This is a genomic window from Chryseobacterium sp. KBW03 (genome assembly GCF_003852415.1).
In the GTDB taxonomy this organism is placed as follows: Bacteria; Bacteroidota; Bacteroidia; order Flavobacteriales; family Weeksellaceae; genus Chryseobacterium; species Chryseobacterium viscerum.
The window spans coordinates 1-25,278 of the sequence record NZ_QAJO01000004.1 but is presented as its reverse complement, the minus strand read 5'-3'; the positions used below and the strand labels follow the sequence as shown (position 1 = coordinate 25,278).

21 protein-coding genes and 1 riboswitch are annotated in these 25,278 nt (G+C 36.7%); of the genes, 17 read left to right on the top strand and 4 right to left on the bottom strand.

Annotation, left to right across the window (positions count from 1 at the left end; translation table 11 throughout):
* Positions 1-70 precede the first annotated feature (70 nt).
* The gene (locus tag DBR39_RS08070) at positions 71-820 is read right to left on the bottom strand and encodes an RDD family protein (RefSeq protein WP_124532122.1); all 750 of its coding nucleotides are present in this window, start codon (positions 818-820) and stop codon (positions 71-73) included.
* A 28-nt stretch (positions 821-848) separates the two neighbouring features.
* On the opposite strand from DBR39_RS08070, the gene DBR39_RS08065 reads away from it, so the two are divergent.
* From DBR39_RS08065 to DBR39_RS08030, 8 genes are all read left to right on the top strand, one after another.
* Positions 849-1,838 carry a stage II sporulation protein M gene (locus DBR39_RS08065; protein WP_124532120.1) on the top strand — a complete coding sequence of 330 codons (990 nt, stop codon included), beginning with the start codon at positions 849-851 and terminating at the stop codon, positions 1,836-1,838.
* Positions 1,822-2,784: a DUF4013 domain-containing protein gene (locus tag DBR39_RS08060; protein WP_124532118.1), complete on the top strand. Its 963-nt coding sequence runs from the start codon at positions 1,822-1,824 to the stop codon at positions 2,782-2,784. Before DBR39_RS08065 ends, DBR39_RS08060 begins: the two co-directional genes overlap by 17 nt.
* Complete coding sequence (locus tag DBR39_RS08055) at positions 2,777-3,568, top strand: DUF4129 domain-containing protein (RefSeq protein WP_124532116.1); 792 nt, start codon at positions 2,777-2,779, stop codon at positions 3,566-3,568. The genes DBR39_RS08060 and DBR39_RS08055 overlap by 8 nt, the downstream gene beginning before the upstream one ends.
* Positions 3,569-3,579: 11 nt before the next feature.
* A complete protein-coding gene (locus DBR39_RS08050) occupies positions 3,580-4,737 on the top strand; it encodes a DUF4350 domain-containing protein (protein WP_124532114.1) in 1,158 nt (385 codons plus the stop codon).
* A gap of 117 nt (positions 4,738-4,854) precedes the next feature.
* Entirely contained in the window at positions 4,855-5,886 is a 1,032-nt protein-coding gene (locus tag DBR39_RS08045) for an AAA family ATPase (protein WP_103232865.1), read from the top strand.
* Positions 5,887-5,970: 84 nt separating this feature from the next.
* On the top strand, positions 5,971-6,321 hold the full coding sequence (locus DBR39_RS08040; protein WP_124532112.1) for a four helix bundle protein: 351 nt from the start codon (positions 5,971-5,973) through the stop codon (positions 6,319-6,321).
* An 85-nt stretch (positions 6,322-6,406) separates the two neighbouring features.
* Complete coding sequence (locus DBR39_RS08035) at positions 6,407-7,729, top strand: DUF58 domain-containing protein (protein WP_124532111.1); 1,323 nt, start codon at positions 6,407-6,409, stop codon at positions 7,727-7,729.
* Between the two features lie 24 nt (positions 7,730-7,753).
* A complete protein-coding gene (locus DBR39_RS08030; protein ID WP_124532109.1) occupies positions 7,754-8,173 on the top strand; it encodes an OsmC family protein in 420 nt (139 codons plus the stop codon).
* Between the two features lie 70 nt (positions 8,174-8,243).
* Here DBR39_RS08030 and DBR39_RS08025 read toward each other — a convergent pair whose 3' ends face one another.
* Positions 8,244-10,859, bottom strand: a complete 2,616-nt coding sequence (locus DBR39_RS08025) for an MGH1-like glycoside hydrolase domain-containing protein (RefSeq protein WP_124532107.1) — start codon at positions 10,857-10,859, stop codon at positions 8,244-8,246.
* A 188-nt stretch (positions 10,860-11,047) separates the two neighbouring features.
* A riboswitch (SAM riboswitch) is annotated at positions 11,048-11,154 on the top strand.
* 66 nt (positions 11,155-11,220) lie between these two features.
* Between DBR39_RS08025 and DBR39_RS08020 the strand changes: the two genes are divergently transcribed.
* The 6 genes from DBR39_RS08020 (at position 11,221) to metF (ending at position 19,758) form a co-directional block, all read left to right on the top strand.
* Positions 11,221-12,159, top strand: coding sequence for an alpha/beta fold hydrolase (locus tag DBR39_RS08020; protein ID WP_124532105.1), 939 nt, complete (start codon positions 11,221-11,223; stop codon positions 12,157-12,159).
* A 5-nt stretch (positions 12,160-12,164) separates the two neighbouring features.
* Entirely contained in the window at positions 12,165-13,703 is a 1,539-nt protein-coding gene (locus tag DBR39_RS08015; protein ID WP_124532103.1) for an ACT domain-containing protein, read from the top strand.
* Positions 13,704-13,815: 112 nt separating this feature from the next.
* A complete protein-coding gene (locus tag DBR39_RS08010) occupies positions 13,816-14,976 on the top strand; it encodes an O-succinylhomoserine sulfhydrylase (RefSeq protein ID WP_109737741.1) in 1,161 nt (386 codons plus the stop codon).
* A 35-nt stretch (positions 14,977-15,011) separates the two neighbouring features.
* On the top strand, positions 15,012-16,034 hold the full coding sequence (locus DBR39_RS08005) for a homocysteine S-methyltransferase family protein (RefSeq protein ID WP_124532101.1): 1,023 nt from the start codon (positions 15,012-15,014) through the stop codon (positions 16,032-16,034).
* 96 nt (positions 16,035-16,130) lie between these two features.
* Positions 16,131-18,791: a methionine synthase gene (gene metH, locus DBR39_RS08000; RefSeq protein ID WP_124532099.1), complete on the top strand. Its 2,661-nt coding sequence runs from the start codon at positions 16,131-16,133 to the stop codon at positions 18,789-18,791.
* A 7-nt stretch (positions 18,792-18,798) separates the two neighbouring features.
* Complete coding sequence (gene metF / locus DBR39_RS07995) at positions 18,799-19,758, top strand: methylenetetrahydrofolate reductase [NAD(P)H] (RefSeq protein WP_124532097.1); 960 nt, start codon at positions 18,799-18,801, stop codon at positions 19,756-19,758.
* A gap of 54 nt (positions 19,759-19,812) precedes the next feature.
* On the opposite strand, the gene DBR39_RS07990 is transcribed toward metF, so the two are convergent.
* Both DBR39_RS07990 and DBR39_RS07985 read right to left on the bottom strand, forming a co-directional pair.
* Positions 19,813-20,496, bottom strand: coding sequence for a hypothetical protein (locus DBR39_RS07990; RefSeq protein ID WP_124532095.1), 684 nt, complete (start codon positions 20,494-20,496; stop codon positions 19,813-19,815).
* A gap of 91 nt (positions 20,497-20,587) precedes the next feature.
* Positions 20,588-21,739 carry a hypothetical protein gene (locus tag DBR39_RS07985; protein ID WP_124532093.1) on the bottom strand — a complete coding sequence of 384 codons (1,152 nt, stop codon included), beginning with the start codon at positions 21,737-21,739 and terminating at the stop codon, positions 20,588-20,590.
* Positions 21,740-21,840: 101 nt separating this feature from the next.
* Here DBR39_RS07985 and folE point away from each other — a divergent pair, with 101 nt between their 5' ends.
* The 3 genes from folE (at position 21,841) to cysS (ending at position 24,536) form a co-directional block, all read left to right on the top strand.
* Positions 21,841-22,509 (top strand): GTP cyclohydrolase I FolE, encoded by a 669-nt coding sequence (folE, locus tag DBR39_RS07980; RefSeq protein ID WP_034725871.1) that lies wholly within the window; start codon positions 21,841-21,843, stop codon positions 22,507-22,509.
* A gap of 3 nt (positions 22,510-22,512) precedes the next feature.
* Positions 22,513-22,944: a DinB family protein gene (locus DBR39_RS07975; RefSeq protein WP_124532091.1), complete on the top strand. Its 432-nt coding sequence runs from the start codon at positions 22,513-22,515 to the stop codon at positions 22,942-22,944.
* 125 nt (positions 22,945-23,069) lie between these two features.
* Positions 23,070-24,536 (top strand): cysteine--tRNA ligase, encoded by a 1,467-nt coding sequence (cysS, locus tag DBR39_RS07970; RefSeq protein ID WP_124532089.1) that lies wholly within the window; start codon positions 23,070-23,072, stop codon positions 24,534-24,536.
* Positions 24,537-25,278 lie beyond the last annotated feature (742 nt).

Sequence of the window (25,278 nt, the reverse complement as noted above, 5' to 3'; positions counted from 1 at the left end):
TCACTATCAATTTTTTTCAGGTTTTTAAATTGACGACTCACTTGCAAAGCAAAATTGGCTGATGCCCTTACTAATTATCTTTACCCGTATAGTAATTGTAATCTTTTATAACAACATTGATAAACTGCCTTTCCGTCATTTTAGTAGAATCTATTTCCAGTTTTAGAATACTCTTGATTTTATCAGACAGTTTGCTGATGATCTGGCGGTCGTCTGCTTTCAAAGCTTTGGTATAATTATCTTTGATGATCCTCATGTCATTATCACTCAAAGCGATGACCTGTGGAAAAGAGGGAACGTAATCTTCGCGGATATTCTCTAAAATCGTATGAGAAATATTGATGTTGTTTTTAAGGGAAATGACAGCCGTTCCTGAGGCCATATCACCCAAACGCTGATTATTTTTAGAGACAATCATAGAGATAAGTCCTATCACTCCGGCGAATGAAACATCCACAATTCTGAAAACCCAGCGGATCATATAATCAGCAAAACTTGCTTGATAACCGTCAATCTTTACCACTTTGATTTTCATCAGCTTTTTACCCGGAGTCTGCCCTTCCATTAAACTTTCCAATACCAGAGGATAAATGTAAATAGGAAATGTAAGGATAAGATATACAGCTCTTATAGACCATTCGTCAAGGCCATCCAGTATATATCCCAAATCAAAAATGTTAAAGAATAAATACAGAATGATCACCACATAAGCGATCCTGATCAGAAGATCAATAATGAAGGCAAGCATCCTTTCTCCTACGCCTGCAATATTAAAATTAATATTTACATTTTGTGAGGTATTTATCGCAATTTGAGACATATTTTTTATTATTTTAGCCTTAACAATTATGAGAGAAGTTTATTTCATTAAACAAAATAAAGAAAAATGGTTGGGAATAGAACAGGTTATTCAAGGGAAAATTAAAAAAAATCCAGATGACCTGTCTTCGTTGTATATTAACCTGATCAATGATCTTTCTTTTGCCCAGACTTATTACCCCAAAAGTAATACGACTGTTTACCTGAACCATTTGTCTTCTCAGATTTTTCAGAAGATTTATAAGACCAAAAGGGTAGAGGAGAACAGGCTGATCTATTTTTTCAAAACAGAAGTTCCATTGCTGATGTATCAGTACCGGAGATATCTGATGTATGCCTTTCTTTTTTTCTTTTTATTTACTTCAATAGGGGTACTTTCTGCAATTTATGATAAAAGTTTCTTAGCCGTTGCAATACCCAATGGGGAATCCTATGTTAATGAAACGATAGAAAATATCAAGAAAGGAAATGCTGTTGCCGTGTATGAAAGCGGCTCAACCTGGGGGAGTACAATCGGAATTATTTTCAATAATATTCAGGTAGGAGCAAAATTATATATTTATGGGATTGCCGGAGGCGTGGGAACATTGTTTGCACTGCTTTCCAATAGTGTGATGCTGGGAGCTTTCCAATATTTTTTCTATGATTATGGCGCATTGAAAGACAGTGCGAGAGGAATATGGCTTCACGGAGTTTTTGAAATTTTCGCCATGGTAGTGGAAGCGATGTGCGGATTGATTCTGGGAGCTTCCATTTTATTTCCGAGAACATTTTCAAGGTTTAATTCTTTTAAAAAAGGATTTAAAGATTCATTTAAAATATTTTTAAGCACCATTCCTTTTACTATTTGTGCAGGGATTATAGAAGGTTATGTTACGAGGCATGCATTAAAGATGCCTTTGATTCTGAACCTGATTATTATTTTCGGTTCACTGGCAATTGTAGGATTTTATTATTTTGTATATCCATCTATTGTCAATAAAAAAACTAATAAACACATCCATGATACAATTTTATAAAAAGAGAGACTTCGGGAGCTTTATCAGCGATAGTTTTAATTTTTTCAAATTATACGGAAAGAATTACTTCAAAAACTATATTTTGATCAATGGCTTGCTTTTGATCTTAATGACGGCCGTTATGATTTTCGGATATAAGGAACTTTTTTCCCAGATATTCGGATCCAATCTTGGGGGTGAAACGTATTATTTTGAACAGTATTTTTCAGATAATGCAGGGATGCTGATCACGGTAGGGTTATTGACTTTCCTACTTTTCATGATCCTGATGATTGTGAATTATCTGTACCCGGTTTTTTATTTAAAAAGAATAGCACAGGGAGCAGAAAAAATAAAAGCGGATGAAATTCTGAGTGATTTTAAGAGCAATGCAGGAAGAATAGCCAAGCTGTGTCTTGGAATGATTTTTATTGTTACCCCGATAATTTTGGTGGTTGTAGGTTTTTCTTATATCCTGATTTTTATTATTATCGGATTCTTTCTGATCCTGCTTCTTTACCCGACGATATTTAATTTTACGACATTTCTGATGTATGATTATTTTAATTCGGACAGAGGTTTTTGGGGAAGTTTGAGCTATGCTTTGCGGTCACAGTTTTCATACCCGAACGGCAGTGAGAAGTCTCCGTACTGGAAATATTGGGGAGCTGCATTTATCATGTTTATTATTATTTACATCGCAACATCCATCTTCACTTTTATTCCAATGATGTTCTTTTATGGATCGCTTCTTACGTCAACACCAGACGGGAATTTTGAACAAAATCCTTTTACAGGTACTTTAGGAATTGTGTTTCTTGTATTCTATGGGATTTCAATGCTGCTTTCATTTTTCCTTTCAAACCTGATGTATGTGAATGCAGGGCTGATGTATTATGACAGTAGAACAGATCTTCATCAGAAAGTAGAACTTGCAGAAATAGATACTATTGGAATCAATGAATAGAATTCTTTTTTTCTTACTGTTTTTTTTCTCTCTTGGGTTGGTTTATGCTCAGGACGATAATCCTACTGCTGATGATCTGGTAGATTCATTATATACAACCGGGCATTATAGAAACATGCTGCGTGCAGATTCTGTTCTGATGAAAAACCCGGTATCAGAAAATACTGCTTATCCTAAAACATTCAAAGAAAATATTCCATCAAGATATAAAGGAAATGAGTTCGATTATTCTGTATCAAAGCCAAGAGAATCTTTCTGGCAAAAACTGATGCGAAAACTCAATCAGATTATACAGGGGATTTTTGGAGAAACAGCATTGACTAAGTCTGCAGAATTTACGGGAGTTCTTATCCGGCTGTTTGCCATTATTCTGGTAGGTTTTCTGCTTTATTTTATCATTAAATATATCATGGGGAAAGATGGTAATTTTATTTTTGGTAAAAAGAATAAGAAACTAAACATCAATGTAGAAGAATTGCATGAGAATATCCATGAAATAAATTTTCCTGACAGTATTGCAAAATTTGAAAATGCCAGAGATTACCGTTCAGCAGTTCGTTATCAATTCTTGTTTATCCTTAAAAAGCTGAGCGATAAAAAACTGATCAACTGGAATCCGGAAAAAACAAATAAAGATTATGCCGCCGAGTTAAAAGCTCCTCATCTGAAAAGTGATTTCTCTAATCTGTCTTATATTTTCGATTATGTCTGGTATGGAGAGTTTAATATTGAAGAGCAGAGTTATCAGAAATTTAAAAATCAGTATCAGGCCTTTAAACCTTAATAACAATAACCATGAATAAAACTTTCAAAACATATGCTGTAATTTTCATCATTGTGATGATTGTTTTGGCATTGCTTGAAGTTAACAAAAAAGAAACAACAGACTGGCGCAAGAATTTTGATATCAATGAAAAGTCGCCGTTTGGGCTGTTTGTTTTTAATAATGAAGCGAAATATCTTTTTAAAAATAATCTGAAAAAGATTGAGCAGGTTCCTTATGAATACTACAGCCAGCATAAAAAAGGAGCTCACAATATTGTTGTTATCGAAAATAACCTTGACGGAGAGTCGTGGAAAAAAATCCTGACTCAGGTATCTGAGGGTTCAGATGCATTTTTGATGGCAAGCCGTATGCCCAAAGAAATCTCAGACAGTATTGGATATTATGATTCGGAAATCTCTTTTGAAGAGGAAAACGTCCTGAAACTTACCGACAAAAAATACCAAAATGATTTTGTTAAACTGGACAAATTTCCATCAGGCAGAGGATTCTCATTTATAAAACCCAACGTTGAAGTGCTGGGGAAGACTGTAGAAAAAAAGAATACAGATCAGGCCAACTTTATCAAGGTGAAATTTGGAAAAGGGTATATCTATGCTCATACAGAACCTCTTTTTCTCACCAATTATTATCTTCTTAAACCTGGGAATATAAAATATGCACAGGATGTATTTTCATATCTTCAGGATAGGGAAACGCTTTGGTTTGTCGCCAGCAAAAGTACAACGTCACGTTTCTTTATGAGATTTGTATTGTCGAATCCGGCTTTAAAGTATGCATGGTGGGTGTTTTTGGGAGGACTCATTCTTTTCATTTTCTTTAATGCAAAGAGAAAACAGAGAATAGTGCCTGTAGAAGAGCCGTTAAGAAATACTTCTCTTGATTTTGTAAAAAGCATTGGAAATCTTTATCTTCAGGAAGGTGATTTTCATGATATGATGGCGAAGAAAGCGCAGTATTTTCTGAATAAAGTGAGAATGGATCTGTTGATAGATACCCAGAATCTGGATGAAGAATTTGCAAAAAAACTACATCTGAAAACCGGTAAAACGATGGAAATGATTGATGAAGCGATAGCGCTTATCAAAAAAGCTCAGGATCCTTACGCCAGCGTAATGAAGGAAGATCTTGCAAGGATCAATAAACTCCTTGATGAAATACTTAAATAATATAACTATATAATAATATAACAATATGACAGCTGACCAATGATCATAACGACTATTACAAAGAAGAATATAATTGTTAGATTGATACAGTGTTAGATTGGTAAATTACATTTTATTATGGAAAATCTTGATAACCAGAATATAGAAAACCAAAGTTCTATAAACCTTAATAAACAGGAAGAACAGTTTCAGTCGAGAATCGATATGATAGAACTTCGTACGAGTTTAGAGAAAGTAAAATCTGAGATAGGAAAAGTAATTGTAGGGCAGGAGAAGATGATAGAACATCTTTTGGCAGCATTACTTTCAAACGGGCACGTTCTTATTGAAGGAGTTCCCGGAGTAGCCAAAACCATTACAGCAAAATTACTGGCTAAGACAATTGACGTAGGTTTCAGCAGAATCCAGTTTACGCCGGATCTGATGCCTTCTGATATCCTTGGAACATCTATCTTCAATGTGAAAAACTCAGAATTTGAATTTAAAAAAGGACCTATCTTTTCCAACTTCATATTGATTGATGAGATCAACAGATCGCCGGCAAAAACCCAGTCTGCATTATTTGAAGTCATGGAAGAAAGACAGATCACCATGGACGGAACACGGTATGTTTTGGAAGAACCTTTCCTTGTGATAGCTACCCAAAACCCCATAGAACATGAGGGAACCTACAGACTTCCGGAAGCCCAGCTGGACAGATTTTTATTCAAAATCAATGTAGGGTATCCTAATCTTGAACAGGAAATTGCGATCATTAGAAATCAGCATGAAAGCAAAAAAGAAGATAAAACAGAAGGGGTAAACCGTGTCATCACGGCAGAACAGCTGAAAAGCTATCAGCATCTGGTAAAAGAAATCATTGTGGAAGCTCAGCTGATGGAATACATTGCTAAAATTATCATCAATACCAGAGAAAACCAATTCTTATATCTGGGAGCTTCACCAAGAGCTTCACTGGCACTTCTTACCGCATCAAAAGCTTTTGCAGCGCTAAGAGGTAGAGATTTTGTGACTCCTGAAGACATTAAAGAAGCAAGCTACGCTGTTTTAAGACACAGAGTAATTGTATCTCCCGAAAGAGAAATGGAAGGTCTTACCGCAGATGAAATTATCCGTCAGATTTTAGAAGGAATAGAAATACCGAGATAGAGAGTAGTTAATAGGGAGTAGATAATAGGTGGCAGGTAGCAGTTGATGGAGTACCTAATTTAATTAAAGTACAAAATATTACATATGGCAAATTTTAAAGAGCTTATAGTTTGGCAGAAGTCTATTGATTTTGTTACTGAAATTTACAAAACTACAGAATCTTTTCCTAAGGATGAGATCTATGGATTAATATCACAAATCAGAAGAGCTGCCGTTTCTATACCATCCAATATTGCTGAAGGAAACTCAAGAAGAAGTAAACCTGATTATCTGCAATTTTTAAAAATATCAAGAGGCAGTTGTGCAGAAGTAGAAACACAATTAATTATCTCAAAAAATCTTAAATTTTTAAATGAAAATGAGTATTTAAAATTAAATGGAAAGATTATAGAAATATCCAAAATGTTGAACGGACTCATTAACTCCTTACAATAATATGAATGTGAGACCTATTATGCATTCACCTAATCCCTATAACCTGCAATCTATAACCTGCAACCTATAATCTGCAACCTAACCAATGAAAAACTTATACATCAATACACGTTTCTTTTTTACACTCATCGGAGTGGGGATTCTGTATGTCCTGGCATTTTTCTTTCCGGTGCTGATGTGGGCAGCCCATATTGCACTTTTGATCTGTTTTCTGGCGGCAATGGTAGATTTTCTGTTGCTTTTTAACCAAAAAAATGCATTACAGGTTCAAAGGATATTGCCGGAAAAACTGTCCAACGGAGATGAGAACTTTGTGAAAATTGATATTAGAAATAATTACAGCTTTCCAATAGACACTAAAATTATTGATGAAATTCCGTTCCAGTTTCAGAAAAGAGATTTTTTGATTGAAAAGAAGATTGCTTCCGGAGCGAATACTTTCTTTCAATATTCATTAGAACCTAAAGAGAGAGGCGAATATCATTTCGGAGGGTTGAATATTTATGCATCTTCACCGCTTGGGTTGATCTCGAAGAGGTTTACTTTCCAGAAAGATGCTATGCTGCCTGCTTATTCATCTTTTATTCATCTCAGAAAATATGAATTGATGGCGATTCAAAGTGAATTTTTATTGGGAGGAATCAAAAGAGTCAGAAAGCTGGGACACACCATGGAATTTGAGCAGATCAAAGAATATGTACCCGGAGATGATATCAGAACGATCAACTGGAAAGCAACGTCTAAGACGAACCGTCTGATGGTAAACCAGTTTCAGGATGAAAAATCACAGCGTATCTTTATGCTGATTGATAAAGGAAGAACCATGAAAATGCCTTTCAACGGACTCAGTCTACTGGATTATTCCATCAATGCAACGATGGCATTGTCTCATATTATTTTGAGAAAAGGAGATAGAGCCGGGATGATGACTTTTTCCAAAAAAGCAGAAAATAAAATTGCCGCTGATAACAAATCCGGACAATTGAAAAAAATATCTGAAGCACTTTATAATATTAAAACAGATTTCTTCGAAAGTGACTTCAATCGTTTGTATCAGGATGTAAAATATTCCATCAACCAAAGAAGTTTAATTTTACTTTTTACGAACTTTGAAACATTAGACGGACTCAACCGTCAGTTGAAATATCTTCGGGGAATTGCTAAAAACCATTTACTGGTAGTGGTATTTTTCAAAAATTCAGAACTGCAGACGTTGATCAATAAAAATCCTGAGAATATGCAGGGAATATATGACGAGATCGTTGCTGAAAAATTTGAATTTGAAAAGAAACTGATCATTCAGGAACTCCGCAAATATGGAATTTATACCGTATATACGCTTCCGGAAAATTTGAATATCGATGTTATCAATAAATATTTGGAGATAAAAGCGAGAGGAATTTTATAACTTTGTATCAAGCAATAAGCAACAATGAAGATAACACTTAACAGAATAAACGACGATTTTTTATTTGAATGTACAAATGCTCAGGGAAATTCTATCCTTTTGGATAATACTTCCCAGCCTGGAGCAAAAGGAGTTTCTCCAATGGAAAGTGTACTGATGGCTGTGGCAGGCTGCAGCGGAATTGATGTAGTTTCTATTTTGAAGAAGCAGCGTCAGGACATCAAGAGTTTTCAGGCAGAGGTAGAAGGAGAGAGAGTACAGGTAGAGGATGCAAAACCTTTTAAATCCATTAAAGTTAAGTTCCTTTTAGAAGGAGAAATTGATCCTAAGAAAGCACTGAAGGCTGCAGAACTTTCTTTTGAAAAATACTGTTCTGTATCAAAAACGTTAGAACCGAATGTAGAAATCGGATACGAAGTCTATGTGAACGGAGAAAAAATTTAATCTCTTATTTAAAAATAGAAAAAGCCGGATGACTCATCCGGCTTTTTTATTACTTATTACCTATTACTGATTAAAAGGTAAGTCTTGGTTTTATTAGTTTCGCTACAGTAGCAGTCCATCCTGTCTGATGAGAAGCACCTACACCGCGCCCGTTATCTCCATGAAAATATTCAAAGAAGGTAATATAATCTCTGAAATGTTCATCATAATTGAACTTCGGATTGCCTCCATTGAAAGCACGCTGCCCATGTTCATCCTTTAAAAATATAGAACAAAGTCTTTTGCTGATGTTTTGGGCCACTTCATCAAGGTTTCTTTTATCTCCGCTTCCCGTTGGAAGCTCTACTTTCAGACTATTTCCATAATAATAATGGAAACGCTGCAGGCTTTCTACAATCAGGAAATTAATAGGAAACCAGATCGGTCCGCGCCAGTTGCTGTTTCCTCCAAACATTCGGCTGTCGCTTTCTGCAGGAGTATAGTATACCATATTTTCGGCTCCATGCACAGAGAACACAAAAGGATTTTCTTCATACACTTTAGACATCGCACGGATTCCGTAAGAACTTAGAAACTCTTTTTCATCAAGCATTCTGGTAAGAACTTTCGTTAACCTGTTTTTACGTAAAATACTCATCAGATGCTTTCTGCCCTGCCCCTCTTCATCCCAATGAGAAACAAGCTTGGTGAGTTCCGGTTTATTTTTCAGAATCCATTCCATTCTGGTTTTGAAATTGGGCATCTTTTCCAACAGCCTGTGATCAACAATTTCTACTGCGAATAAAGGAATTAAGCCTACAATACTTCTTAATTTCAAAGAAACACTGTCTCCGTTTCCAAGCTGCAATACATCATAGAAAAATCCGTCTTCTTCATTCCACAACCCTTTCGTTCCTTCACCCAGATTTTCCATAGCCTCGGCGATATAAAGATAATGCTCGAAAAACTTGATCGCCATATCTTCATACACCTGATAATATTGGGCAAGTTCCATCGCAATACGCATCATATTCAATGCATACATCGCCATCCAGCTTGTTCCGTCTGCCTGCTCGAGATGCTGACCATCTTTTAATTCCATATTCCGGTCGAAAGCTCCAATGTTATCAAGGCCAAGGAAGCCACCTCCAAAAATATTTTTACCGTTTTTATCCTTTCTGTTAACCCACCATGTAAAATTTAGCAACAACTTCTGGAAAACTTTCTCTAAGAATAGCAGATCCGGCTTGCCATTATTTTTTTCATCTATCTTAAAAACACGGAAGCATGACCACGCATGTACAGGCGGGTTCACATCGCTCATGTTCCATTCATAAGCAGGAAGCTGTCCGTTAGGATGCATATACCATTCTTTGGTCAACAGTAAAAGCTGTCCCTTGGCAAATTCTGCATCGATGATTGAAAAAGGAACACAGTGAAATGCCAGATCCCATGTGGCATACCATGGATACTCCCATTTGTCAGGCATAGAAATAATATCCTTGTTGTGGAGATGATTCCATTCTGTATTTCTTACATACTCATTGAAATTTCTTGGCGCTTCAAAATTAGGATCACCTTTCAGCCATTTTCCTATATTGTAATGATAGAACTGTTTGTTCCAGAGAAGCCCGGCAAAAGCCTGTCTCTGAACATTTCTTTCATCTTCATTTACAGTATCATTCTGAATGTCGTTATAAAACTCTTCAGCCTCAGTTTGTCGGGTATTGAAAATATGATCGAAACTGTTAAAAGGTTCATCCGTTTCGTCAGGACACAACCTGAATTCAAAGACTTTTGATTCTCCTGCACCGATAAGTTCATCAATCAGAAAAGAAGCTTTTGTTCCTCTTTTTTCAGGATTTACCGTATCTCCCTGATGAATAATGAAATCATTGATTCCATCTTTGAAATAAGCATTCTCTGCTTTGGGAGCTCCGTAAAGTTTGGAAGTATTCGTTTCGTTATCACAAAATACACTTTGTGCATTTGTATTTCGGGAATACAGTTTTTTGATCGATATACTGTCATGACCAATATTAATACTTCCGTCATGAGAAGCATTGATCTCTCCTTTATAAGTATTGTATCCCCATTTCCAGTTATTTCTGAACCATACCGTAGGAGCTACCAGAATAGGAGCCTCATGCTGGCTTCGATTACAAACGGTGACTCTGGCTAGAATATCGTTGTGATCGGCTTTACAGTATTCAATGAAAATATCGAAATACTCGTCATTATCAAAAATTCCGGTGTCAAAAATCTCGTACTCCGGTTCCTTTTTGCTGCGTTTTCCGTTTTCTGTAACAAGATCATCGTAAGGAAATTCATTAATTGGATATTTATACACCATCTTCATATAGCTGTGGGTAGGCGTATTGTCCAGATAATAAAAGATTTCTTTGATGTCTTCACCATGATTTCCCTGAGGATTGCTCAACCCAAAGAATCGTTCTTTTACCATTTTATCTTTCCTGTTCCAGAACGAAAAAGCAAAACAGAAAAGCTGCTTTACATCAGAAATCCCAGCAATTCCTTCCTCTCCCCAGCGGTAAGCATAGCTCTCGGCATTATGATGATTGGTAAAATTCCATGCATTCCCATTCGGGCTGTAATCTTCACGTACATTTCCCCACTGGCGGTTGCTTACATAAGGTCCCCAGTTTTTCCATTTAGTATCTTGTAATCTTTCTTTTTCAACGGTCATATTTCATCATTTTTCAATACGAAGTTAGTTTTTTTGAGAAGTAATTCCAATTTTTTTCATCTGAATAATTATTAATATAGCCTTGAAATACTTGTATTTAAGGGCTGTTTTAAATATTAAAATAATTTTTTTTTGAAATTAAAAGAAAAGAACTACCTTTGCACCATTCGTTCATTTAAATATTGAAAATGTTATCAAGAAAGGTTGAGGGATTAGACCCTATGAAACCTTAGCAACCCTTTGCGCAAGCAAAGAAGGTGCTACGTTCTACCAATTTATTTTGGACAGATAACTTACTGAAGTTCTTTTCAGCCATTTCCTGTGGCATTTTCAATTGTATTTGTATTAAAATATAATAGAATTGAAAACAGAACTAAACTATATTAATCTTTCGTATCAAACGTATTCCCAAAAGGAATATCATATCTCATTAAGCTATCAGCTTTTTGGGAAAGATCTGTTTACAGCACCCATCATTCTAATCAACCATGCTCTTACCGGAAACTCAAATGTATCGGGAGAAAAAGGCTGGTGGAAACAATTGGTGGGAGAAAATCAGCTTGTTGATACCGATCAATATACTGTTCTGTGTTTCAATATACCCGGAAACGGTTATGACAATTTTTTAATTGAAGACTATGAAGACTTCACGCCTTCAGATATCGCAGCGATATTTCTGAAAGGGCTTGAAGCTTTACATATCAAAAATATATATGCCATTATTGGAGGCTCTCTTGGAGGGGGAATTGCATGGGAAATGCTTGCTAAGCAGCCGGATCTTGCAGAAATATTTATTCCCATAGCCTGTGATTACAGAACACACGACTGGCTTCATGCTCAATGTCTGGTTCAAAAATTTTTATTGAATGATAAAGATGAACCATTACAGAAAGCAAGAATTCATGCGATGCTCTGTTATAGAACTCCACAATCACTCAACGATAGATTTCAAAACCAATATAATCAGGACAAACAACGCCTGGAATCAGAAGACTGGCTGGTTTATCATGGTAATGCGTTAAACGAGAGATTTAGTTTAAAAGCGTACAAACTGATGAATCATCTCTTGATGAATATCAATGCTGATGAAAAAGCACTGGAGAAGATCGAAGCACGAATGCACATGATCTCCGTAGATACAGACTTATTCTTTCCGGCTTCTGAAATCCGAATGTGTTTTGAAAACTTAAAAGAGAAAAATAAGAATGTTTCTTATCACGAGATCCAATCTATACACGGGCATGACGCCTTCCTAATGGAATATCAACAATTAAATAATATCATAAAAAACATTTTATAGAAGTAATGAAAAATGCTAACGAAATAAAATTTTTGAAGAACAGATCAATCATCAAATTTGAAGGAGAAGATTTCCTGGGCGAAATCGGGATTGACGGTAGAATTTTTAAAGCGCTCACTTTAGCGCGTATCAGTGTAGGAGTAATCTCACAACAGGCCATAGAAAACGGAATTTCTATTTTGGTGCAGGAAATTGATGCAGAAAAAGCAGTCGCTTGTCTTATTGATGAGTTCGAAGCAGAAAGAAAATCTGGAAAAGTTTCTCAGATCTATAGTATCAATAATGTTTCTGTGATCGGTTTTGTAGCAGAAGATTTCAATAAAGTCTTTGCCGAACTGGCAAGAAACAATGTTTTCCCATTATTGCTGAATCAGGTAGCCGGAGAAAACAGAGTCAATATCGTAGTGACTTCTTCACAGGATGAAAAAACAAAAAACATCATAGAATCTGAAATTTTCAAAAAACCAAAGACGGTTCATCTGGCAATCATTGGTCACGGAAATGTAGGAAAGACATTAATACAGCAGGTCTTGGAATCTGCAGAAGAAATTAAGAAGCGTAAAAAAATAGACCTTAAAGTAGTTGCAGTAGCCAATTCAAAGAAAATTGCCTTCAACAAAAAAGGATTCGATGCCAATTGGGGTGATGAGGTTTTGACAGCAGAACATCCGTCGAATGTAGAAGAGCTTATTAATTTCTCTAATGAAAATCAACTGGAGAACCTGATTGTTGTAGATAACACAGCGAGTAAGGATTTTGTGAAGAACTACCATGCTTTAGCAGAAAACGGATTTGATCTGGTTTCTTCCAACAAAATTTTCAATACCCTTCCAATTGAGGAGTACAGAAAACTAAGATATACGTTGAGCAAAAACAACAGACGTTACCTTTATGAAACCAATGTTGGAGCTGGTTTACCATTAATTGATACCATCAAGTTATTACACCTTTCAGGAGAAAATATCACAAGAATCAAAGGAGTATTCTCAGGAACACTGAGCTATGTATTCAATAATTTTTCTTTGAGAGACGATAAATTTTCAACCATCATCAATGAAGCTTTGGAAAAAGGGTATACAGAACCGGATCCGAGAGAAGACTTATCCGGAAATGATGTCGCAAGAAAACTATTGATTTTAGCAAGAGAGCTAGACCTGATCAATGAATTCGGTGATATTAATATCCAAAACCTTGTTCCGGAAAGCTTACTTGAAGTTTCAAAATCAGAATTTCTTTCAAGATTGGATGAACTGGATGAAGAATACCAGAAAATTAAAGAAAATCAGGAGCCTGGTCATGTGTTGAGATATGTGGGTGATTTACATGGTGACTTGCAGAAAGATAAAGGTGAATTGGATGTGAAATTGATTTCAGTTCCTGCTACTTCAGCATTAGGACAGTTAAAAGGTTCCGATTCTATCTTTGAAATTTATACAGAAAGCTATGGAGAAAATCCAATCGTGATCATGGGAGCCGGAGCCGGAGCCCAAGTAACAGCTAGGGGAGTATTCGGAGATATTTTAAGAGTAAGTGAAACTAAATAATATTTAATGTAACAATCTACCAATTTGGCAGTGTAACCATAACGGCAATTGTCCTTCTGAGCATAGCGAAGAATCTGATGGCTACACTGTGAAATTGACCAATTAAAACTATATGGAAAATTTTGAAACATCAGCAATAAGAACCCAGACTGAAAGATCTCAGTTTGATGAACATTCCACGCCATTATATCTTACCTCAAGTTTTATATTTCAGGATGCAGAAGATATGAGAGCAAGCTTTGCAGAAGAAAAACCTAAAAATCTATACAGCCGTTTCTCTAATCCGAATGTGACAGAGTTTACCGATAAGATCGCTAAGATGGAAGGTGCAGAAGCTGGGTATGCTTTTGCAACAGGAATGGCAGCCATCTATTCTACATTTGCTGCACTCTTGAATGCCGGAGATCATATTGTAAGCTGTCAGTCTGTATTCGGATCTACACATACTTTATTTACCAAGTATTTTCCGAAATGGAATATTGAAACTTCTTATTTCAAAGCGGAAGATGCTCAGAATGTTGAAAAATATATTCAACCCAATACAAAGATTTTATACCTTGAAACTCCTACCAATCCAGCGATTGAAATTCTGGATCTTGAGTTTTTTGGACAGATCGCCAAAAAGCATAATCTTATTTTCATTGTAGATAACTGTTTTGCAACGCCTTATCTTCAGCAGCCGATCAAATATGGTGCAGATGTTGTTGTACATTCAGCAACGAAATTGATTGACGGACAGGGAAGAGTACTAGGGGGAATAGCAGTAGGAAAAGAAGACCTGATCAGAGAAATTTATCTTTTCGCAAGAAATACAGGACCTGCATTGTCTCCTTTTAATGCCTGGGTGCTATCAAAAAGCCTGGAAACATTGGCAATTCGTGTAGAAAAGCACTGTGAGAATGCCCTGAAGGTAGCCGAATTTTTAGAAAACCATCCCAACGTAGACTTAGTAAAATATCCATTCCTGAAATCCCATCCAAGTTATGAAATAGCAAAAAAACAGATGAAGCTTGGCGGAAATATTGTAGCATTTGAAATAAAAGGCGGAATTGAAGGCGGAAGAAATTTTTTAGATAAGATACAAATGTGTTCATTGTCTGCCAACTTGGGTGATACAAGAACGATCGTTACTCATCCGGCATCCACTACACACTCCAAACTGTCAGACGAGGAAAGAAATGAAGTAGGAATTACAGCAGGACTGGTTCGTTGCTCTGTAGGATTGGAAAATGTAGAAGATATCATTGCAGATCTGAAACAGGCTTTGGATTAATTCAATAGAACAGGTTGTAGCCAAAACATTTAAAAATGAAAAATTCAGAACAATTATATAAAGCTTTATCTGAAAGAATCTTAATTCTTGACGGTGCCATGGGGACGATGCTTCAGAGATACAAGTTTGAAGAAGAAGATTACCGTGGAGAGCGTTTCAAAGACTGGGAGCATCCTGTAAAAGGAAATAATGACCTGCTTTCTCTTACACAGCCCCAAGCCATTGAAGAAGTTCACAAGAAATATCTGGAAGCCGGAGCTGACATTATTGAAACCAATACATTTTCAGGAACTACGATTGCTATGGCAGATTATCACATGGAAGATCTGGTATATGATCTGAACTATGAGTCTGCAAAGATTGCCAGAAAAGCCTGTGACGAGTACACTGCACAAAATCCTGATAAGCCGAGATTCGTAGCTGGATCTATCGGACCTACCAACAGGACGGCAAGCTTAAGCCCGGATGTTAACGATCCCGGATACAGAGCCATTACTTTTGAAGAATTGAGAGTCGCTTATAAGCAGCAATGTGAAGCTTTGCTGGATGGAGGTTCAGATATCCTTTTGGTAGAAACCATCTTTGATACACTGAATGCGAAAGCAGCTTTGTTTGCTATTGATGAACTGCAGGACGAAAGAGGAATAAAAATTCCGATCATGGTTTCAGGAACCATTACAGATGCTTCAGGAAGAACATTGAGCGGGCAGACGGCAGAAGCTTTTCTGATCTCAGTTTCCCACCTGAATTTATTAAGCGTAGGTTTCAACTGTGCATTGGGAGCAGATCAGCTGACTCCTTATCTTGAAACTCTGGCTCACAATTCAGAATTCTATGTTTCAGCTTATCCGAATGCCGGTTTACCAAATGCTTTCGGAAAATATGATGAAACTCCTGAAGATATGGCCAGACAGATCAAAGAATATGTTGAAAAAGGATTGATCAATATTATCGGGGGATGCTGCGGTACGACTCCCGAACATATTAAAGCGATCGCTGACCTTGTCGAGCAATATCCGCCAAGGAAAGCGGGGAATTTGCTAAAGAACATTATTTAGCATGCAGGAAATTTCCAGTGATTACAGCTTTTAAGCAAGCACAGGAATTGATTGAGGCAGAATACCATAATGCCTACTATATTTTAGAAAAATAAAATGAAGTATTTAAGATTATCAGGCCTCGAGCCTCTTATCATAACACCGGAGAGTAATTTCATCAATGTTGGTGAAAGGACTAATGTTGCCGGTTCCAAAAAGTTTTTAAGACTGATTAAGGAGGAGAAATTCTCTGAAGCATTAGATATTGCCCGCCATCAGGTAGAAGGAGGTGCCCAGATTCTGGATGTCAACTTCGATGATGGATTGATTGATGGTAAAGCATCCATGGTCAAATTCCTGAACTTAATTGCCTCCGAACCGGATATCGCAAGAATCCCAATCATGGTAGACTCTTCCAAATGGGAAATCCTGGAAGCAGGTCTTCAGGTAGCTCAGGGAAAATGTGTGGTGAATTCTATTAGTTTAAAAGAAGGTGAGGAAGAATTTATCAAACATGCCAAAGCTATAAAAAGATATGGAGCAGCAGTCATTGTCATGGCATTTGATGAGGTAGGACAGGCTGACAGTTTTGAACGAAGAATTGAAATTTCAAAACGTTCTTATGATATCTTGGTAAACCAGCTTGGCTTTCCTGCAGAAGACATCATTTTCGACTTAAATATCTTTCCGGTAGCAACGGGAATGGATGAGCACAGAAGAAATGCCATCGACTTTATTGAAGCTACACGCTGGGTAAGACAAAATCTTCCCTATGCATCTGTGAGTGGGGGAGTGAGCAATGTTTCCTTCTCTTTCCGTGGAAATGATACCGTGAGAGAAGCTATGCATTCCGTATTCCTTTACCACGCTATTCAGGCAGGGATGAACATTGGTATTGTAAACCCGGCGATGCTGGAGGTTTATGATGAAATCAATAAGGAATTACTAGGGCTTGTAGAAGACGTAATACTTGATAAAAGAGAAGATGCTACAGAAAGACTCCTTGACTATTCGGAAAAACACAAATCGGTCAAAAAAGAAAAGACCGAAGACTTAGAGTGGAGAAACAATCCGTTACAGGAAAGAATTACCTATGCATTGGTAAAAGGTATCGACCGTTTTATTGAAGAAGATGTAGAAGAAGCAAGACAATTAGCTGAAAGGCCGCTTCATGTTATAGAAATTAACCTGATGACAGGAATGGGGGTTGTAGGAGATCTATTCGGAAGCGGAAAAATGTTCCTTCCGCAGGTTGTAAAGTCTGCAAGAGTAATGAAAAAAGCTGTGGCTTATCTGCAGCCTTATATCGAAGCTGAAAAAGACGGGGCAAGACCGGCTAATGGAAAAATCTTAATGGCCACTGTAAAAGGAGATGTTCATGATATCGGTAAAAATATTGTAAGCGTCGTTCTGGGTTGCAACAATTACGAAATTGTTGACCTTGGAGTGATGGTTCCGGCTGAAAAGATCATCCAGACGGCTATTGCAGAAAAAGTAGACGTTATTGGATTAAGCGGATTGATCACACCAAGTTTAGATGAAATGGTATATATCGCATCTGAATTGGAAAGACAAAATTTAGATTTTCCTTTATTGATCGGAGGAGCTACCACTTCAAAGGCACATACCGCAGTGAAAATCGATTTAAAATATAAAAATGCTGTCGTTCATGTGAATGATGCTTCAAGAGCTGTAAATGTCGTAAGCTCATTATTAGGTGACAGAAATAAAGAATATGTTTCGGATTTAAAGAATGACTATTCCGATTTCAGAGAAAAGTTCCTGAACAGACAGGTGGATAAAGATTATGTTTCCATTGAAGAAGCAAGAGAAAACCATTTTAAAATTGATTGGAAAAATGAAGACATTTTCACTCCGAATACTACAGGAATAAAAGTAATCGAAAATCAGGATCTGCGGGAGCTTCTTCCTTTCATCGACTGGTCACCGTTTTTCAGAAGCTGGGATTTACACGGAAAATATCCAAATATCTTAGAAGATGAGGTCGTAGGTGCTCAGGCTAAAGAATTATTCAAGGATGCTCAGGTTATTCTAAAGAGAATTCTGGATGAGAAACTGTTGACAGCAAAAGCCATCTTCGGAATCTTTAAAGCGAATTCCAATGAGTCTGATGATATCTTGATTTTTGATGAAAATAATAAAGAACAGGCTAAGTTTCTAACCTTAAGACAGCAGGCTCAAAGATCAAAAGGAAAAGAATATCTGGCTTTAAGCGATTTTATTGCTCCTCAAAGCTCAGGGAAAACCGATTACGTGGGAGCATTCTGTGTAACAACAGGTTTTGGTACCGATGAATTGTCCCATGAATATGAAAAGGCTAATGATGACTACAATTCTATCATGGTAAAAGCACTGGCAGACCGTTTTGCAGAAGCCTATGCAGAATTTTTACATAAAAAAGTCAGAACAGAATATTGGGGATATGCCAATCAGGAAAGCTTAAGCAATGAAGATTTAATTGCGGAAAAATACAAAGGAGTACGTCCGGCACCAGGATATCCGGCTTGCCCTGACCACCTGGAGAAGAAAACAATCTGGGATCTTTTAAAAGTAGAAGAGAATACGGGCGTTTTCCTTACAGAAAGCCTTGCCATGTTTCCAACAGCATCTGTTTCCGGATATTATTTCGGAAGTCCGCATGCCAAATATTTCGGATTAGGAAAAATTACAGAAGACCAGCTTAAAGATTACGCCGCCAGAAGAGGTTGTAGTCTCCAGGAAGCGAGAAAATGGTTGTCACCAAATTTAGCAGATTAAAATTAAAATGAAGATAACAGAACACATTAAAAAAGCAAATGGAAAAACGTTGTTCTCCTTAGAAGTTGTTCCGCCGCAGAAAGGAATCGGGATTGAAGACTTGTACACCAATATAGATCCGTTGATGGAATTCAAGCCGCCCTTCATTGACGTTACCACATCCAGAGAAGAATATATCTATTTAGACAAAGGAAATGGTCTCATGGAACGTCGTATTACAAGAATGCGTCCCGGAACATTGGGAATCTGTGCTGCCATTCAACATAAATACAATGTAGATACTGTTCCACATTTGCTTTGCGGAGGGTTCACGAAAGAAGAAACAGAATATCTTTTGGTAGACTGTATGTACCTAGGGATAGACAATGTAATGGCTTTAAGAGGTGATGCCATGAAAGGACATCAGTATTTTGAACCTACTCAAGGCGGCCACGCAAGCGCAATGGATCTTGTGAATCAGATTAATAACCTGGGAAGAGGAAAATATCTTCATAACGAAGAGCAGATTTGTGACGAACTTAATAAATTCTGCATCGGTGTTGCCGGATACCCGGAGAAACATATGGAAGCCCCTTCCATGAATTATGATCTGAAGTGGCTGAAACAGAAAGTAGATGCAGGAGCAGATTATATCGTTACCCAAATGTTTTATGACAATAAAAAGTACATAGAATTCGTTCAGAAAGCAAGAGAAATGGGAATCACAGTTCCTATTATTCCAGGAATTAAGCCAATTGCTACGAAAAAACATTTGAAAATCCTGCCACAGGTATTCAAAATAGACCTTCCCGAAGAACTGATCAATGCAGTGGAAAATGCAAAAAATAATGAAGCGGTGAAGCAGATCGGAATAGAATGGGCGATTGCCCAATGTAAAGAACTTTTGGATTTTGGAGTTCCTGTTCTGCACTTTTACTCGATGGGGAAAAGTGATAATATCAAAAAAATAGCCGGTGAGCTATTCTAATAAAAGTACCAAAAATGAAGGAACCCCTGTGAATTTTCACAGGGGTTTATTTTTTTATTGATTTAAGAACTTAACCAGTTTGATGAGGTCTGCTTCTTTATTTATTTTAATATTGTTAGATTTTGCAAATTTTTCAATATCATCTTTTTTCGCCGGGAAAGCATCCGCAATCTCTTTTATTTTCTTTGGTTTTTTAATATATCCTGACTCTGTCTTAATATAATAAACAGGATCCGTTGCATTAAAGCTTGCCGGTCTATCCGTTTCGTATGAATTTCTGGCAGTAAAAGCATTTTTAAACTCTGTTTTTACTTTTTTATAAAGTGTATTTTTACCATTAACCAATTCAAAGAAATATCCTTTTAGATCATCTCCGGTGTCAAGCTTTACCAATGTTTCTTTTGTTCTGGTAAATTCAATTCTGGTAAAAGGGCTGTCCGGAACTAAAGAATACGTTTCTTCATCCTTCTTGAACTCAACTTCATCAAAATATGTATTATAACGTGCTACAGCAGTTTCAGCTCTGTCAGCAACAATAAATTTAGCGGGTGAAAATGCTTTGTCATAGTAAGGACTCCCTTGTATATCATCATAACTGATTCCCTTACTGTTTGAATCTCCATTCTGATAAAAGGTGTGATTCAGTAATCGTGATCCGTCATAACTCAATGTCGTCATCTGCTGTGCAGAAAGAGGAATGAAGGATACTAATAAGATACTGATAATGATTTTTCTCATTGTATATGGTTTTATTTAGTTTATTAAAAAATTACTTTCAAAAGTACAAATATTCCATTAAAATAAGTGAAAAGAAAGAATTGTTCTTTAATTATAAATCCTGGTGTCTCTCAAACTCTTTATTCCTGTCAAACAAATACCGGTAGGTAGCCAGCTTCCGGGTAACAGTGGTATCCAGAGTTTCTGCAATCTTGATCATTTTAGGATTAAAATCGCCAATCCACTGCAGTTCTGTAATCTTGAAATCCGTATGTTTTCTCAAATGCTGGGTTCCTTCCCAGATCATATACCCATCAATCCCTTTCTTCTGCCATTCCGGAACAACACCGAAGACAAGCCCGACCATTTTCTCATTCTTTTTGAATCGTTTTAAAAACAAAAATTTAAGCTTTTCAAAAATGCCGAATCTTCCATTCAAATATTTAAACCACTGGTTGAGATCCGGAATATTGATCCACATAGCAATAGGGTTTTCATTTTCATATACAAACCAGGAAATATGCTCATTGATAATAGGTTTCATCGTATTGAACATTTTCAGAACCTTAGCTTCTTCCAGATGTTTTCCTTCTCCATGGCAAGCCCATGCCTTATTATAAACTTCAGTAAAATCTTTGGCAAACTTGGCCAGATTATTCTTTTTCATAGGCCGGGCCGAAATAGCAGGATTTCTTCTGTTCTTTTCATGAGCAATCGTGAAAATTCTTGAAACTTCTGCAAAAACAGGTCTGGTAAAACAAAGCTGTTCAAAATAAATCTGGAATCCATAATTTTCAAAAAGATCTTTGTAATAGGGAAGGTTGTAATTCATTCCAAACAAAGGTTCAATAAAACCTTCAATTAAAAGTCCCCAGAATTTGTCCCGCTCTCCAAAATTAATAGGACCGTCCATCGCTTCCATTCCTTTTTCCTGAAGCCAGTTTTTACAATGATCAAAAATAAAATTGGCGGTTTCCTGATCATTGACGCAGTCGAAAAAACCAATTCCTCCGGTAGGTTGCTTTTGTTCATAAAGGCTATTGATAAAAACGGCTACTTTACCAACCGTCTTATCATTCTTTTTAAACAGAAATCTTTTGCATTCCCCATTTTTAAAGAATTTATTCTTTTCAGGATCGAAAATCTCTTCAATATACTTATCTAAAGGTCGGATGTAATTTTTGTCGTGTTGATAAATTTTTGCCGGGAATTCAAGAAATTCCCTTTTATGGAGTTGGTTTTGTACTTCTTCGACAATAATCATAGGCTTTTTAATCAGAAATGGCTATAAAAGATAATGTTTTTCATCTTTTTTGAAATAGATAAATAGATATTATCCGTATTTTTGCTGCAAATTAAATAAAAATGGTTGATTTTACTGATAACGACGATGATATTTTCACTGGAAAAGAACATACGCCTATAAGGAAAGATGCTTTTGATAAATCGCCACAGGAAAAAATAGAAAAAATTACTGAGCTTTTTGGCGAGATTATGGAAACATTAGGAATGGACATGACAGATGATTCTCTGAAAGATTCTCCAAAACGTGTTGCCAAAATGTATGTGAACGAGATTTTTGGAGGACTTCTTCCGGAAAATAAGCCAGGAATTTCCACTTTCTCCAATAAATATAAATACCGCCAGATGCTGGTGGAAAAAGATATTACCGTATATTCTTTTTGTGAACACCACTTCTTACCTATCATAGGAAGAGCACATGTTGCTTATATTTCCAATGGGGAAGTGATCGGTCTTTCAAAAATTAACAGGATTGTTGATTATTATGCGAAAAGACCACAGGTTCAGGAAAGGCTTACCATGCAGATCGTAGATGCTTTAAAAGAGGCATTGGGAACAAAAGACGTAGCATGTATCATTGATGCAAAGCATCTTTGTGTAAACTGCCGTGGAATTAAAGATACGGCAAGTTCTACAATTACTGCAGAATTAAGTGGTATTTTCAGAACAAATCCTATTACAAGACAAGAATTCTTACATTATGTAGGAAGCCATGCGAAACTGGATTATTAGACAATGAACTACCAAATTCTTAAGAATATTATTGATACCGAACTTCAGAGATTTCAAAATATCCCTGAAGAAGAATGGTCATATAGAATTTCATCGGAAAAATGGTCTAAAAAAGAAATTATTGGCCATCTTTGTGACAGCGCTTTTACAAATATCCGTAGATTTGTTGTGACACAATATAAAGAGAACGAAAATATTGTATACGATCAGAATTTTTGGGTAAAAGCTCAGGACTACCAGAATGTTCCGACTGCAGATCTTATTGATCTGTGGAAGTTGCTGAACTATCAGATTGTTCATATAGTTGAAAATATCCCGGATGAAGCCTTACAAAGAACCTGCGATACTACCAAAACGGAGCCTCGGGTTTTTACACTGGAATTCATTATCAATGATTATGTAGACCATTTGCAGCATCATTTAAAAGCGATTTAATTATGATAAAATTTAAAAAAGTTTCCGATAAAATTTTCATCGCAACAATTATTTGTTGTGACAGAACTATTTTTTAACTAATTTTTGAATCTTTAAAACTATTAAATCTTTTAACTTAAAAATAAATGCAATTAAAAATATATAACTCCCTTACAGCGGAAAAAGAAATATTCAAACCTATTTTAGAAGGAAATATCGGAATGTATGTCTGCGGACCTACAGTGTACAGCAATGTGCATTTGGGAAATGTAAGAACTTTCCTTTCCTTCGATTTTATTTACCGCACCCTAATGCATTTGGGGTATAAAGTAAGATATGTAAGAAATATCACCGATGCAGGCCACCTTACCGATGATGGAAATGTAGAGAATGACAGATTCGTAAAACAAACCAGACTTGAAAAGCTGGAGCCTATGGAAATTGTACAAAAATATACAGTAGATTTCCATAAAGTACTGGAGATGTTCAACCTTTTGCCTCCCAATATTGAACCTACAGCTACCGGTCATATCGTTGAACAAATCGAACTGACTCAAAAACTGATTGAAAGAGGCTTCGCTTACGAAAGCAATGGTTCGGTATACTTTGATGTATTAGAATACAATAGGAGAGGATTGAACTATGGTGAACTTTCAAAACGTAATATAGAAGAGCTTTTTGCCAATACCAGAGATCTTGATGGCCAAGGTGAAAAGAAAAATCCACAGGACTTTGCATTGTGGAAAAAAGCATCGCCGGCTCACATCATGAGATGGAATTCTCCTTGGGGAGAAGGATTCCCGGGATGGCACCTTGAGTGTACAGCGATGAGTACGAAATATTTAGGAGAAACATTTGACATCCATGGAGGAGGGATGGACCTTAAATTCCCTCACCACGAATGTGAAATTGCACAGGGGAAAGCTTGCAATGACGCGGCACCGGTAAACTACTGGATGCATGCTAATATGCTGACAATGAACTCACAGCGTATGAGTAAGTCTACAGGAAACTACATTCTTCCGATGCAGCTGGTTACGGGTGATAATGACTTCTTTGAAAAACCTTTCCATCCGACAATTGTGCGTTTCTGTTTCTTGCAGGCACATTACAGAAGTGTTTTGGATATTTCAAACGATGCCATGATTGCCAGTGAAAAAGGATTTATTAGGTTGATGGAAGCGGTGAAAGTATTGAATGCTATCACTCCAGACGATACAAAACAGTCTGGCTTCAACTTGAAAGAGTGGAAGAACAAAGCATATGAAGCTTTAACAGATGATTTCAACTCTCCAATACTGATCGCTCACCTATTTGAGGCTGTGAAATATATCTTTGCCTTGAATGATGACAAAGAGACAATCTCTACAGAAGACCTGGAAGATTTAAAAACGACATTGAATGCCCTTATATTTGATGTCTTAGGTCTACAGGCTATAGAAGAAAATAATAATGAAAAGCTAGATCAGACTTTGAAAGTCCTTATCGAGCTTAGAAATCAGGCAAGGAAATCTAAAAACTTTGATCTTTCAGATCAGATCAGAGACAAACTTCTTGCAGAAGGAATAGAATTAAAAGACGGAAGAGATGGAACATCCTACGTTCTGAACTAAAAATACAACTTCGTTTTACAATCACCATTCCGTAAGGCTCCCACATACTCAGGATTCTTACGGAATGTTTTTTTTCCTCCCCTACTAGACCAAACCGTCCCTTAACTCTTCAATTCCTCAATTCCTCAAACTCTCAAACCCTCAAACATTCTTAGGAGCTATTCCTGCTATCCATTCATACTCCTCGCTCCAATGCTCTCCGCCCCTCCAACCCACCCACTCTCCAACGCAAGCTGCGGGGTAACCATTGCTATCAGGGCTAGGGGAGGTCTAATTATGAATGATGAATGATGAGTTATGAATTATAGTTTCGGGGTTCGCGTTCCGGGTTTTCGGTTTTGAGGTTACAATTCCAGGTTTTAGTTTATGAATAGGTGTATTCTGTATGATCAACTTTCTCTCTTATCTATATTATACCATCATCCTCTGTGTAAATCCGTGCGATCTGTGATGATGATCCTATCAACAAATACTCACGATCTTCATCCAGGCTGTAAAAATTCCATAGAAACGGGTTTTAACCCGTTTAATAAAAAGAAAACGTCCTTGTTGGCTTTAGCCCAAACTTAAATAAAGAATATTTGTTTTTAGAAAAGCCTCTGCTATTATATATAGGTATACCTTCCATTACCCATTACCCATTACTCATTACTCATTACTCATTACTCATTATACATTAATCCCATCCTCAACCCCTCCCAAAACACTCTCCGACGCTCCAACGCTCCCACTTGTCCTCTCC